This window comes from Rhizobium sp. 01L410, from assembly GCF_056400165.1.
Window position 1 is genome coordinate 53,946 of sequence record NZ_JBFTST010000017.1, and the last position, 12,231, is coordinate 66,176.

Consider the following 12,231-nt stretch of genomic DNA (forward strand, 5'->3'; position numbering starts at 1 on the left):
GTTCGCCCGCACACGAGGGGTGGGCGAACCCTCTGGCATCAGCTTGGCGGAAGCGATCCGTTAAAAGGCAACTCTCCTTTACATATCGAGGGCTATCGTCTCGGTCCGTGGTGGCGCGGGATGAGAAAGTTCCGACGCTTTACGCCTTCGCCGATTGCAGATCGAGAGTATTTCATACTGGATTTCGGCTTGATTGACAGGAAGCGACCACCCTGGATGATAGGTCGATAGCCGGTGCCGCCTCGTTAGACCGGGTGCTCTCCCGGTGGCAAATGACATGACGCTCAACAGTTACCGCCAGAACCGCTTCGCGTCGAGAAGATCATCGACCGATGCTTGCGCCTTTTTGATCAGCGCCTCCTTGTCGGCATGCGAAACCACGGACGCTCTTGCGGGATGCTCAGCGAGGCCATGCTTCTCAAGCACTTCATGCCCGGTAGCCAGATCGTTCAAGGCGCCGAGGTCATCCTGGAGCGCTTCCATCGCGGCAAGAAATTTCCTGTGCCGGCGCGCTGCGCGCTTGTTGTCGAACAGCGAAACGAAGAATTCGGTGGTATAGCGAAGCTTCTTTGCGTCCTTGCGAACCTCATGGCGATGCTCGTCATCGACCTTCATCAGATTGTGCCCGGCCTTCTTTATCCGCTTGCGCTGTTTGTCCAACACACGCACCGCAAACTCCTGAGCACTCGGTATATCCGCCATTGCGCTCCCCATTCCCGAGAGGTATTCGCCACATTCGAGCCATTCGAAGAGGTCGAGCATCAGCGCTCTCGCTCTCGATGAGCCTAAGGCTTCAATCGCGTCACGATAGGCGGCCTCTTTGGCCGCTTTCAGCCTGGAGACGATATCGGCATTGGTGGCTTTTACAAGGAGCACATCGACGTTCCGAGCCTCGCCCAGGACCGCGGCAATCCATCGAAGCTCCTCTTTCAGCCGCTCCGGTTCGCTGCCGGGGATGAACATCTTGAACAGCGAGAAGGCAGACCTCAGCCGGCGAAGAGCGACGCGCGCCTGATGCAGAGCCTCTGGGTTCCGCTTCTGGAGAACTATGTCCTCGTTTAGCCGAAATTGCCGGACGCAGGATAAGGCAATCGCCTGGAACGCGCAGGCCGCATTCATGTCCGGTTCGAGATCGACGCGCTCGGCCTTGAAAGCCTGTTTTTGCGCCTCAATCAGCGCGAAGCCCCGTTCAGCTTTGGAGCGCATGCCGAACCGAAAGCCTGCGACGCCGTCGATCTTTCTCGCGCAAACGAAAAGGTCGCTGATCTTTCCATCCTTCAGTTCGATTTCGGCTTCGCGTATGGGGAAACGACGGTCGCCCGATATGATTTCACCCCGGTCGATGACAACGTCGATGCGCGAGCCGTTTTCCTCAAGGTCCCATTGGCGTCGTTCGATCAAAACGTCAAAGACCGGCTCCAGCTTCAGGTTGGTGCCAAACTTGCCGATAAGTGGGCTAGTGTGGTCGAGGACGGGTTCATCCCCCCCGATCGGCGCTTCCCATTCCGATCGCGCAAAAAGCGACCGGGCCGGGCCGGTGGCTTTCACGGTCTGCACGTGCGCTTCACCAACCTCTCGTATGCGCAGCGTGTACCCTTCCTGCCAAAGCGCTCGATCCCTCGTATCGAAGTAGGTCGATCGTTGCTCCAAAATCTTCGCAGGTTCGCCAAGCAGATGGGAACCGAGAAGGCCCTCTGTCGCTTCATCTGAAAGGTCGAGCTTAATTTCAGTCTCGGATGACACGATCGACTCCAGTTTGTAGTGGACGCTCTCAAACGCCGACCTAGCTGTCATAGTTCAGTGGTACAGCGCTTTGATGAAAGTTAGGAAGAAATCGAAAAGCAATATGCTCTCGGATGACCTCTCATTCTCTTCGACCCCGACGTCACCTCGTGACATCCAGCAGGCCGGAGCGATCTGCTATCGTCGCAATGAAAATGGAGTGCTCAGTATCCTCCTCGTTGGCAGTCGCAGGAGCGGTCGCTGGGGCATTCCAAAAGGGCATCTCGATCCCGGTGAGACCAGTCATCTCGCCGCGGGACGGGAATCTTTCGAAGAGGCCGGAGTGGTTGGCGCGGTCGAGAGAGATGTTTTCGGCACTTTCAGCTATACAAAGGATAGCTCACCACATCGCTACCAGGTTGCCGTCCATCTCCTTGAGGTTTCCACACTGGCGGCAGACTTCCCTGAGAAAGCGGTACGAAAACAGAAGTGGTTTACACTGAAGGCCGCAGTTCGTGACGCCGCCCAGCCGGGCCTGCAGGCCTTGCTCGAAAAGCTGGACGCCATGGGCCAATGACGTTCAGCTTCGCAAAATCGCTGTCGAGGGCAATCCGCTCGCAAAAGAAAGTCGCCAGAATCTTAGAAGCCGTTTTGCAGCCGCCGGCGCGCAAGCGGAGACGAAGCGTCTCGCCGCGGCTCGTAACAACGGTAGGGTTCGGCACCAATCCCGGGCGGCTCGTCATGAAATCATTTATCCCTGCCAACCTGCCGAAAAAACCGGCGCTGGTGGTCGTGTTGCACGGATGCGGGCAGACACCCGAAAGTCTGGATGCCGCTTCCGGCTTCTCGCGGCTGGCAAGGGACAGGGGCTTTGTTATTCTCTATCCAGAGCAGACGAGAAGCAATAATTCGCAGTTATGCTTCAACTGGTTTCGCCCCAGCGCCATCGCCCGCGACCGCGGCGAGTTGCTCTCCATCAAGCAGATGATCGAATATGCTAGTAGCCGGCATAAGATCAACGCGAACCGCGTTTTCATCGTCGGGCTTTCAGCCGGTGGGGCCATGACCGCAGTCCTGTTGGCAACCTATCCAAATCTTTTTGCGGGTGCGGCGATCGTCGGCGGAATGCCGGTTGGGGCCGTTCGCGACGCGATGTCGGCTCTTCGTGCGATGAAATCTGGCGCTGCCGCGCCCACTGAGGGATGGGGTCGCAGGATCACGACCATCTCGCCTAAACCGCGGTTGTGGCCCCCAATTACCATCTGGCACGGAACGGCTGATCGCGTCGTCAACCCGGCGAACGCAGATACCAGCATCGACCAATGGCTGGGAGCCATGAACATCGATCGCCGATCAGGTGACGTCCAAACAAAGACCTGGGGCCACCTGCATTCGTGGAAGGCTGCCAATGGGTCCGCAGTTTCTTTCTATTCGATCGCAGGCATGGCACATGGTCTTCCCATCAAATCGCGCGGCGGCACCCAGCGCATCAAAGACCCCTTCGTGCTTGCGACCAACGTTTCAGCGCCTCTTGAATTGATGAGGTTGTGGGGGCTGCCTAGACGCTGAGTTGGTCACGGCAGTTGCCCGTGGGCGTCCATGACGCTGCCAGCTATTCGCAGTTCTGCTCGCGCAACATCGCGATTGTCCGTTAGATCTGAAGGAACGCCAGCAAGTCAGCATTCAAGACATCGGCATTGACGGTGAGCATGCCGTGCGAAAAGGCCGTATAGGTCTTGGTGATGCCATTTCTTAGAAGCTTGATGACTTGCACGCAGCATCGGCGAGTGGGACTATCTGATCATCTTCACCGTGCAGTACCAGGGTGGAGACCGATATCGACTGAGATCTTCGGTCTGGTCCGTTTCAGAAAAGCCTTGATGCCGTCCTAGTGTGCTTTTGCGGCGCCCATCGAGCCCTGCCACCACCTGTTCTGGATCACCGCTTCCTGCAGAGCTGCGCGTTCACGGTTGAAACCATAAAACGGGGCCACCGGGAAATCACGGACGAATTTCGACCGGTTGGCAGCGAGTGCTGATCGCGGACCATCGAACAATGTCTTCAAGCGTGCATTTATCGCGACGCGGCCACAAGCATTGCTCATAACGAATTAATCGAGTAAGTGCGTTCCATACCAACAATTCCTTGGGTATGTTCTGTGGAAATGTATGATATGTTCACGCTAATTCCCAGCGCAAATTAATAATTGGACATAGTCGTATTTCTGGTTTGTTCACCTTTGAGAAAGATTTGCCACTGGCTTGCATAAATGTCCGGTAACGTGCATTTGAGGCGTTAGGCAACAATTGCTTAGAGGCTCTAGTCCTTATCGAGATCGCCGGCCCCCTTGCGATTCGGATTGGATGGCCGATGGTAAGGCGCATCAGCCACCCTGAGCAATCTTCTGGGACAAAGTCCGTCGGCAACTTACACTTTCGCGAGCGGCCAGCGATGTTCCGGTTTGCGCGCAGTCGGAAGCACGATCAAGAAACACAGTATGCCCGGCGCGTAGGTGGAGCGTGGCCGTCTTCACAGCTGAACCCGGTCTGCACCATCCTAGCAAGTCTGCCTCGAAGGCGAGTAAGCGTTGATAGATAACAAAAAACTAGTGATGGCAAGAATTCGAGCTGAGATGGCGAAGGGCACGTCAACATCAGATGTTGTAGAGATTGTCGCTGAAATATTCGCCAGACAAACGGCAGCAGACGAAGCGGAAGCGATACGGAACGCCCCAAGGTCTAAAAAGACCTGAACCAATAAAGCTAGGCTGTCGGGTCCAGACCGCCAATATTTGCCATGTATTCTCGTTCCGGCACCCCGTAGGCGTCGCCCGCCACTGCGAGGAGCCCCGCTCGGTCCCGTATGGTTACATAGGTTCTCGCCGCTGCGATAAGGTGCTTTCCCTCAAGAATATGGAGCATTTCTGTAACGCTTTGGCGGCGCACCGCCAGCATGATGCTCATAAGTTTGTGGGTGAGATGGATCTGGTCCCCGTTGGAACGATCGTGACACATCAGGAGCCAGCGCGCTAAACGTGCTTCGAGCTGATGAGCGGCATTTGTGTACGCTGTATAGGCAATTTGGACCGACGCTGCCTGAAGGTATCTTGTCAGAAAATTCCGAAACGAGACGCTCTCGGCCATCGCCGCCTGGAGATGAACATTTGCAATTCGGAAGCCCCAACCGTCAACGTGCATAAAGACATGATAAGGCAAGGACGAAGTCCCCGCGATTCCGGAGGTGGGCGCCAAGCCTTCTCGTCCGAACAGCGCGATTTCAGATTTGCGCCCATCAGGAGGACCCACAACGATCGAGCCGATACCCGTTTCTGGAAAATAGGTGTAGTCGCTGATGGTACCAGGCTCGGCTAGACTTGCATTACGCGGGAGATCAACCTTCTCCAAGAACGGGCGAACTCTATCGAGATCGCTCCTCGCCAACTTGGCTAAGAGATTATTTTGGAAAAGTAATTTTGCAATCTCCGGCATTGCTCGTCCTCGTGAGGCAAGAGCAATCGGGTCTCAAAGTCGGTGCGTCAGATTGATTGCAACCGATGATCAGAGCCTAGTCTCCGACAATTCGTTTATGTCGGATTATCTTGACCGACAATTGGCCGGCAGCCCTGTGCACTTTATCGGACGTTGGAAACTTCGCGTGTAGGCCTGACGTTCAGCGAAAACGCTCTATAGTCTGTCCGGTATCGTCCATTTCTATCAGGCCCCGGCGCTACGACCCGCTGCCAGAAAGCCTTTAAACAAGAGGTTGAGGGCCAACATAAGAAAGAACCGCGAGAGCTACGGTCGTTCGGGGCCGAAGTGAATCGAGAAACCACGGTCTGTCAGTTGCCGGATTGATCTGAGGAGTGCAACGGGCTCTCGCCTCCCTCCCACCTTCAATTCAAGCTCGCAAGCAAGATCGATTGGGTCGGTCATACCTCCCTGGACAAGTCTGATCAGCAATCTTGCAGCGACATTGGGAGGCGCATTGGCCCATACATTTGTGCTGTGGCCAGCATCCCCCAGAAGTTCTGCGATCAAGCTCAACTGTTCGGTGGTGACGTAGCGCACGTTTCCGGAATACATGACGGCACACACTCACCGTGTCGTCAGCACATCTCGCTCTGCGCTCAACTTTCGATAGAGGGCAGTAGACTCCGCATTTCTGGATTCCTTGATATTGGGGGACGCCATCTCGGCATCCAGTTTTTTCAGCTCCAGCGCGATTTCCATTGATCTCGCTTCATTGCCGTCTGACGATCTGAACCTAATCATGTTGTTCTCCGTGAAAGGGCTGCCGGTGAAATCTGCCAATGCCGGCGGTTGCGTTATCAGGCAGTTCAAGCCATATCCTGGAGACTCAGTGTCAGGTTATTGCTTCGGCGTCGCTCATAGAGTTTGGCTGCCGCTTCCAGCACCGATGCCCGGTCGCTGTCGAATGCGCTGAGGCACCGCGCCGCCGTCGTCTGCTTCAACGCTGACGCCTCAACCAGGAATTTGACTTCAAACATGCCGTCATATCCGGTGAAGCGTACGCCGTTCTTTATTTCGTCGAAACTTCGGCTTCGGTTGGGAAACACTAGCGACATCTTGGTCCGACCTTTAATTTTCGCAGTTTTAGGGCGCAAACCAATGACGCCAATCAAGCGATCAACTGACTTCCGCAGTTTGCTGGCGAGCGGCGTTGTTACGTGGCAGTCGTGTCGCGGTGCGGTAAGCCTGGGATTGCGAACGGATGTAGCGCTTTACTCGATACGCGGGTTTTCATTTCGTAACGACCAAAGTGATTTTCGAGCTCGGTTTGAAGATCCACCGGATGTTCCATCCCTGCCTGAAACGATTTGATCAGTAGTTTCCCTGCGGGTGTCACGCGCGTGCCTGTCAGCTCGTGGCTTGAGTAGCCCGCATCTTTCAGCACATTTTGAAGAAAGTTGATATCGGCGACTGTTAGAAGGTGAGGCGAAAGTGCGGAAGACATTGTGTCCTCCTTTCAGTCGGGGCTAGGGCGTGATGACCCTAAAGCAGCAGCGCCCTGAACATGGCTTACTGAAGGAAGAACCCTGCGCTTCTAGAGCGAAGAAAGCAAACGAATACGAGCCTTCATCGAAACCGGAGGAATAATCGCTGTCTGTAAAGCGAAGTTGATGGCCGTTGGCCTTATCATCCAGCGCCAACGAAAGGCTCTGGACAGAACCGGTGGCGGAAACACAGAAGCCCATCCGGCGTTTCGCGAGCGATGACGAGGAGTGATATCGAACGATCGTGTATTGTGACTTTTCCTGGCGCTCAATCCAGAAGGGACGCATCCCTCCAGGAGCGAGAGGCAGCTGGCAGATTTCGCTTCAACCAAGTGCAAAGGAAAATCGCAACATGTCGCACATTGACCCGCGCTGTCTTGCCGTCCGTTTGATGCAAGGACCACGACGGGAAGACTATCTTACATTGCATGGAAAATCCTGACGATGAAAGACCCTCGAAGGTTCGGAAATATGAGCAGACGCTACAGCACAATATCGGCAACGCTGCTTTTCTAGTTTCCTGGCCAGTGTCCAATGAGAAGCGAGTTTTAGGAGCACAGAGATCTATATGAAGGCGCTCAGTCGGTCGGTCTCAATGGGCCGATGCGAGCTTCCTCGCGCTCGGACGCAAGCTTCCGAGTTGTTAGCGGCGCAGAGCTTAAAGCGCATCTCGATCGTCACTCAGCCAGGGCGTCTTTCGGGAATCCCGCCGCAAGCCCATCGATAAATTTGCGCACCGCTGGCGGCAGGCCGCGCCTTGTCGTGAAAACCAGATGGACAAGCCCTTTCATGCCGCGCCAAACGGGAAGAACACGCACCAGCTTGCCTTCGCCCAGTGCCTGTCTGCAGCTATGATCTGGAAGTAGTGCCACGCCGAGGCCGGCAAGGGCTGCCGTGCGGACGGCAGTGAAGTCGGCGCAGCCAATCCTCGGTTCGTGTCGCAACGTATGCGTCCGGCCCTCCTCGGTCTCCAGGAACCAGTTTACTTCGCCCTGATCGTCGGTGGTCGATAGCGTTGGTTGAGCAGCAAGGTCCTCGACCGAGCCAATGCGGCTTGCGATCTGCGGGCTGGCCACGAGGATTCGGGTCGAGTTTCCAAGTGAGCGCATCGTCAACGAGGCATCGCCTTCCAGTGAGGTGCGCACGCGCAAGGCCACGTCGATCCGCTCCTCGATGAGATCCACCGGGCGGTCGATAGCCACCAGCTGCAAGCGAACTTTTGGGTATTGAACAAGGAAGCGCGTGACGAGCGGAGAGATCGCCTCGACAAGCCCGGTCGGACAACTCATGCGGATCATCCCATGCGGCTCCGATTGCGCTTCGGCAACGAGCGCCTCAGCACGTTCGGCTTCCGTCATCATGGCCCTGCAACGCTCGTAGAAGGACTTGCCAACATCGGTTACGCGGAAACGCCGGCTTGAGCGTTCTATAAGACGGACACCAAGGCGAGCCTCCAGTCCTGCCACCCGCCGACTGAGTTTCGACTTGGGTTCTCGCAGTGCGCGGCCCGCCGCCGCGAACCCGCCGTGGGCGACCACTTCCGCAAAATAGACAAGGTCATTCAGATCGTACCGCATCATCGTTCTCCGTTTGGAACGATGGGTAACAGATTTGACGGCTATTTGCATAATCGTTCCGCTGTCATGTTCTTTTCAACGGCACTAGGCCGTCCACAAAGAGCAACACAATGAGAACTTTTGAAAACAAGGTTGTAATCGTCACGGGCGGCACACGCGGCATCGGACTTGCGACAGCACAGGCATTTTCGCAGGCAGGCGCATCGGTTTTCATCACCGGCCGGCGCAAAGATGCGCTTGATGCAGCAGTCAAGACGATAGGCGGCCGCGTCACCGGCGTGCAGGCCGACATGAGCAAGCTCGTCGATATCGACCGCCTCTACGACGCCGTCCAGCAGAAGCATGGCCATATCGACGTCGTCTTCGCCAATGCCGGAGGCGGCGAGATGGCGCCGCTCGGCGCAATCAGCGAGGAGCACTATCAGAAAACCTTCGATACCAACGTCAAGGGCACGCTATTCACTGTTCAGAAGGCACTGCCGCTTCTGCGCGACGGGGCCTCGATCATCCTCACCTCATCGACGACCAGCATTTCCGGCACGCCGGCCTTCAGCGTCTACTCCGCGACAAAGGCGGCGGTGCGCAATTTCGCGCGCAATTGGATCCTCGATCTGAAAGATCGCCATATCCGCGTCAACGCGATCTCCCCGGGCGTGACCGATACGGCTGGCCTCAACGAGTTGTTCGGCAACGGCCAAAGCGCCGAGAACACCAAGAACTACCTTGCCGGCCTCATTCCGGCAGGCCGCGTTGGTCAGCCCGAAGAGATCGCTAAGGCCGTGCTGTTCCTGGCCTCGGACGACGCTTCCTTCATCAACGGTGTCGAGCTGTTCGTCGACGGCGGCCAGGCACAGATCTAGGCTCACCGCCGCAAGGGAGAACCATCATGGCTGATATCGCCACGCTTCTTGAGCGCAACCTTCAGGGCATTTTCGGGGAGGGGGACGATACCCTGCGCCGAAAGGTCGCCGAAGAAATCTTTCATGACGATGCCGTGTTCGTCGAACCACACGGGATCTATCGCGGACGAGACGAAATCGTTCGGATAGCTGGGATCATCCGAGCCTTGCATCCGACATTCCGATACTCGACGCTCGGGCGTGCTGACGTGCTGCATGATAAGGCGGGACGCTTGCGCTGGGTGTCGGGGGTGCCGGGTGAACCGCCGGCCTATGCGGGCACCGACTTCATCGTCGTAAGAGATGGCCGGATCGCCGCCATTTACCTGTTCTTTGATGGTGCGCCTGATCCGACCAGTCCGGCTTTGAACGATGATCAATGACCGGCGGATCTCCAAGACAAGTTCTCGCCTAGTAAACGGGCCTGATACGCCTGCCGTCCGTCACTTCTTGATAATCAAAAACAGGTCGCGGCCGAGGACCCGAGAGGGGACGGCGGCGGCGGGCGAGGTGCTGGCGTAATCGATTTGCGACGGTCGGAGATCGGGCAGAAGAGCTCGACCGTCGTATGGCCCACAATCTGTGGCCAACACGTTGGCTCCTTGACGCGTCGCCTCCGGCGACGCGATCAACCCTTGGTCTGGCTTGTTTTCGTTAAAGCCGGAAAACCTCCCGTCTGCTTCAAGAACACAATGGTTTCAGCGCAGACCTCGCGCCTGCGAGCTTCTCGAAGCGCCAACAGCCGCCTCTTGTCACCAGGCGTCACATCTGTGCCGCCGGCCCGGTATGCGAGCTCATCGGTTTCAACAAGATCGATCAGGAGGTTGCGCATGATGCCATTCATTTCGTGAAGATTGCGCATTTCCAACATCGCCGTTGAAGTCCGCATTCTTCGCGAAATCGCGTCGTCGATAGACTTTTCCGTCAGTTTCGTTTTGACGACGAGGTAGCGAGCGGCCAGCACGCCGAGTACTGTAAAAATAAAGATAAAGACGGTGACAAGCATGACGACGGGCTCCTAGTGCCGAATAAATCGTGCTCGGCAACGGGTTGGTCAATGCCCTCCCGCAGAAAGTCGCGAACAGAGTGCCATATGACCTTCAGTGTGTCTCAGGCTGGAGGCAACGGTCGCGGTGGTCCGGCCGCTTGTGGGCATCTCACCTTTGAGCTTTGTGCCGCAACGATCGCGGCGCACGATGGGGAGACTGGAGACGGTTCGATTTTGGATCTCTGCCGCTAAGCTCCTTGAGTAACGAGGTGATCAGTGCAGCAATTTCTCGAGACTTCACAGGGCCTTCTGGCAATTGACGCGATCCTTGGGGCAGGTTGCGTCACACTTGGGGCGCTGTTTCCCACTTTTACGTCCGTCCTTTCCCGCAGGCGGTCAGCCTCTGATGAACGAAGAGCGGCCATGCAGGCGGTTCTGGCTTTGGACGACTTCGTGGGGCCGAGCTTTTGAGCCGTTCACGACACCCCGGAATTCAATCCGGTGAACGAGGGCGAGTTCGTCTTCCACACTCGCGATCCGGTCCTGGCGTTGCCGTCGCCGGATCGCTTGGAGCTCCTTGATGAGGAGATTGCCGATGAAATCATGTGGCTTGGCAATCGCGTCCTTAACTTGGGACGTGCCCTTGATGCGCTCGATCTCTCGGCTCGAAATTTTGATGGCTTCTTCGAGCGCCGGCGGGAAGGCTACAGTCCTTGCGGCGCAAGCGATGGACCTGATCGACCGTCTGGTCAGCGAGTACGCGCTACGTATGCCCGACAAGCCTGATTATTATCGGCAGGGGGAGGGCTTTGTCCGCGTCCTGCAAAGCTCGGGGGAAAGCCGGCAAAGCACACGGACGGCGCGTCAGGTCAACAAGACGACCGGTTCCAACGTGACCCAGCTGTTTCCGAAGGCAAACGACGACGCGGACTGACGGCCCCCAAAATAGACCCGGCGACCTTTTGGCACCTCGCGGCTGAGGCAACGACATCGTATCTATTCCTGCTATCGCCGCCCTCAGGAGCCGACTTTGCTGAAAATCTATCGCGACATTGACGGAACCGTCGGGGCAGGTGCAGCCGATGACTCATTGCCTGGTCACGTCATCTGGATGGACCTCCTCGATCCCGACGAAGAGGAGATCGCATTCGTGGAGCGGCGTGCAAGAGTAAGAGTTCCAACACGAGATGCCCTGAGCGAAATTGAGGTATCGAGCAGGCTTTCCAAAGAGGGAGACCGGCTTTACCTCAGCGCACCCGTCGTTGGTCATGCCACAACCGAGCACGCCGAGCTCTCGCCGGCAGGCTTTATCGTCGGCCCTGACTTTCTGGTGACGATCCGCTTCGACGACTTGCCGGCTTTCGATGCCGTTGCGGAACGGATAAAACACGATCAAACGCTTGCCAGCGGCATGGGTGTTTTCGTGGCGCTGCTGGAGGCGATCGTCGACCGTGGCGCTGATGTTCTTGAGCATCTGGCCGCCGCAGTAGACCAGGTGTCCCGGACGGTCTTCAAAGGAAACCTCAAAGGTTCGGCCTCTCCCCGCAGTGCCAACTTTACGCTGCGACGCGCGCTTTCTAAAGTCGGCGCGCTCGGCGATCGATCCTCGAAGGCCCGCGATGTCCTCCTCGGCATTGGCAGGATGGCCTCATTTACCTTGGATGTGTGTCACGAGATGTTGTCGGACGAATTCCGCGACCAGCTCCACGCGGTGACCAAGGACGTCTCCTCGTTGAGCGACTACGAAACGCATCTTTCGGACAAGACCCAATTTCTCCTGGACGCAGTTCTCGGCTTCATCACCATCGAGCAGAACGACATCTTCAAAGTGCTAACGATCGCCTCGGTGGTCGGCGTGCCCCCGACCCTGTTGGCCGGCATCTGGGGCATGAATTTCAAGTTCATGCCGGAGTTGGGCTGGGAGTGGGGTTACCCGTTTGCCTGGACGGCCATCATCCTGAGCGCCATCGCGCCTCTGGTCTGGTTCTGGCGGCGGGGATGGTTTTGAGAATCCCCAGTTTGCGGAATCGG

Annotated in this window: 13 protein-coding genes and 1 pseudogene; 6 read left to right on the forward strand and 8 right to left on the reverse strand. The window is 56.8% G+C overall.

Annotated features, from left to right (window positions below):
- Nucleotides 1-291: 291 nt before the first annotated feature.
- Complete coding sequence (locus AC1DV9_RS27160; RefSeq protein ID WP_477950845.1) at nt 292-1,743, reverse strand: CYTH and CHAD domain-containing protein; 1,452 nt, start codon at nt 1,741-1,743, stop codon at nt 292-294.
- 73 nt (nt 1,744-1,816) lie between these two features.
- Between AC1DV9_RS27160 and AC1DV9_RS27165 the strand changes: the two genes are divergently transcribed.
- Both AC1DV9_RS27165 and AC1DV9_RS27170 read left to right on the forward strand, forming a co-directional pair.
- Nucleotides 1,817-2,299 carry an NUDIX hydrolase gene (locus AC1DV9_RS27165; RefSeq protein WP_477950847.1) on the forward strand — a complete coding sequence of 161 codons (483 nt, stop codon included), beginning with the start codon at nt 1,817-1,819 and terminating at the stop codon, nt 2,297-2,299.
- Entirely contained in the window at nt 2,296-3,291 is a 996-nt protein-coding gene (locus AC1DV9_RS27170) for an extracellular catalytic domain type 1 short-chain-length polyhydroxyalkanoate depolymerase (RefSeq protein WP_477950849.1), read from the forward strand. The genes AC1DV9_RS27165 and AC1DV9_RS27170 overlap by 4 nt, the downstream gene beginning before the upstream one ends.
- 82 nt (nt 3,292-3,373) lie before the next feature.
- Here AC1DV9_RS27170 and AC1DV9_RS27175 read toward each other — a convergent pair.
- From AC1DV9_RS27175 to AC1DV9_RS27200, 6 genes and pseudogenes are all read right to left on the reverse strand, one after another.
- A pseudogene (locus AC1DV9_RS27175) lies at nt 3,374-3,778 on the reverse strand (alpha/beta fold hydrolase); the annotation flags it as partial.
- A gap of 706 nt (nt 3,779-4,484) precedes the next feature.
- Nucleotides 4,485-5,210: a Crp/Fnr family transcriptional regulator gene (locus tag AC1DV9_RS27180; protein ID WP_477950851.1), complete on the reverse strand. Its 726-nt coding sequence runs from the start codon at nt 5,208-5,210 to the stop codon at nt 4,485-4,487.
- A 606-nt stretch (nt 5,211-5,816) separates the two neighbouring features.
- Nucleotides 5,817-6,062 carry a hypothetical protein gene (locus AC1DV9_RS27185; protein ID WP_477950853.1) on the reverse strand — a complete coding sequence of 82 codons (246 nt, stop codon included), beginning with the start codon at nt 6,060-6,062 and terminating at the stop codon, nt 5,817-5,819.
- Entirely contained in the window at nt 6,059-6,307 is a 249-nt protein-coding gene (locus AC1DV9_RS27190) for a DUF1488 family protein (protein WP_112386601.1), read from the reverse strand. The genes AC1DV9_RS27185 and AC1DV9_RS27190 overlap by 4 nt, the downstream gene beginning before the upstream one ends.
- 98 nt (nt 6,308-6,405) lie before the next feature.
- Nucleotides 6,406-6,696, reverse strand: a complete 291-nt coding sequence (locus AC1DV9_RS27195) for a hypothetical protein (RefSeq protein ID WP_112538803.1) — start codon at nt 6,694-6,696, stop codon at nt 6,406-6,408.
- A 717-nt stretch (nt 6,697-7,413) separates the two neighbouring features.
- Nucleotides 7,414-8,316, reverse strand: a complete 903-nt coding sequence (locus AC1DV9_RS27200) for a LysR family transcriptional regulator (protein WP_477950935.1) — start codon at nt 8,314-8,316, stop codon at nt 7,414-7,416.
- 107 nt (nt 8,317-8,423) lie between these two features.
- On the opposite strand from AC1DV9_RS27200, the gene AC1DV9_RS27205 reads away from it, so the two are divergent.
- Both AC1DV9_RS27205 and AC1DV9_RS27210 read left to right on the forward strand, forming a co-directional pair.
- Nucleotides 8,424-9,173, forward strand: a complete 750-nt coding sequence (locus tag AC1DV9_RS27205) for an SDR family NAD(P)-dependent oxidoreductase (RefSeq protein WP_477950856.1) — start codon at nt 8,424-8,426, stop codon at nt 9,171-9,173.
- Between the two features lie 26 nt (nt 9,174-9,199).
- The gene (locus AC1DV9_RS27210) at nt 9,200-9,595 is read left to right on the forward strand and encodes a nuclear transport factor 2 family protein (RefSeq protein WP_477950857.1); all 396 of its coding nucleotides are present in this window, start codon (nt 9,200-9,202) and stop codon (nt 9,593-9,595) included.
- A gap of 245 nt (nt 9,596-9,840) precedes the next feature.
- Here the strand turns inward: AC1DV9_RS27210 and AC1DV9_RS27215 are convergent, their stop codons facing one another.
- Nucleotides 9,841-10,218 carry a hypothetical protein gene (locus tag AC1DV9_RS27215; RefSeq protein ID WP_112517564.1) on the reverse strand — a complete coding sequence of 126 codons (378 nt, stop codon included), beginning with the start codon at nt 10,216-10,218 and terminating at the stop codon, nt 9,841-9,843.
- A 625-nt stretch (nt 10,219-10,843) separates the two neighbouring features.
- On the opposite strand from AC1DV9_RS27215, the gene AC1DV9_RS27220 reads away from it, so the two are divergent.
- Together AC1DV9_RS27220 and AC1DV9_RS27225 are read left to right on the forward strand one after the other, a co-directional pair.
- Entirely contained in the window at nt 10,844-11,134 is a 291-nt protein-coding gene (locus tag AC1DV9_RS27220; protein ID WP_477950860.1) for a hypothetical protein, read from the forward strand.
- Nucleotides 11,135-11,230: 96 nt separating this feature from the next.
- Nucleotides 11,231-12,208: a magnesium transporter CorA family protein gene (locus AC1DV9_RS27225; RefSeq protein ID WP_477950861.1), complete on the forward strand. Its 978-nt coding sequence runs from the start codon at nt 11,231-11,233 to the stop codon at nt 12,206-12,208.
- Nucleotides 12,209-12,231: the final 23 nt, after the last annotated feature.

Coding starts and splice junctions, on each gene's coding strand:
- AC1DV9_RS27165 (WP_477950847.1), top strand. CDS start 1,817: ATGAAAGTTAGGAAGAAATCGAAAAGCAATATGCTCTCGGATGACCTC.
- AC1DV9_RS27170 (WP_477950849.1), top strand. CDS start 2,296: ATGACGTTCAGCTTCGCAAAATCGCTGTCGAGGGCAATCCGCTCGCAA.
- AC1DV9_RS27180 (WP_477950851.1), bottom strand. CDS start 5,210: ATGCCGGAGATTGCAAAATTACTTTTCCAAAATAATCTCTTAGCCAAG.
- AC1DV9_RS27190 (WP_112386601.1), bottom strand. CDS start 6,307: ATGTCGCTAGTGTTTCCCAACCGAAGCCGAAGTTTCGACGAAATAAAG.
- AC1DV9_RS27195 (WP_112538803.1), bottom strand. CDS start 6,696: ATGTCTTCCGCACTTTCGCCTCACCTTCTAACAGTCGCCGATATCAAC.
- AC1DV9_RS27200 (WP_477950935.1), bottom strand. CDS start 8,316: ATGATGCGGTACGATCTGAATGACCTTGTCTATTTTGCGGAAGTGGTC.
- AC1DV9_RS27205 (WP_477950856.1), top strand. CDS start 8,424: ATGAGAACTTTTGAAAACAAGGTTGTAATCGTCACGGGCGGCACACGC.
- AC1DV9_RS27210 (WP_477950857.1), top strand. CDS start 9,200: ATGGCTGATATCGCCACGCTTCTTGAGCGCAACCTTCAGGGCATTTTC.
- AC1DV9_RS27215 (WP_112517564.1), bottom strand. CDS start 10,218: ATGCTTGTCACCGTCTTTATCTTTATTTTTACAGTACTCGGCGTGCTG.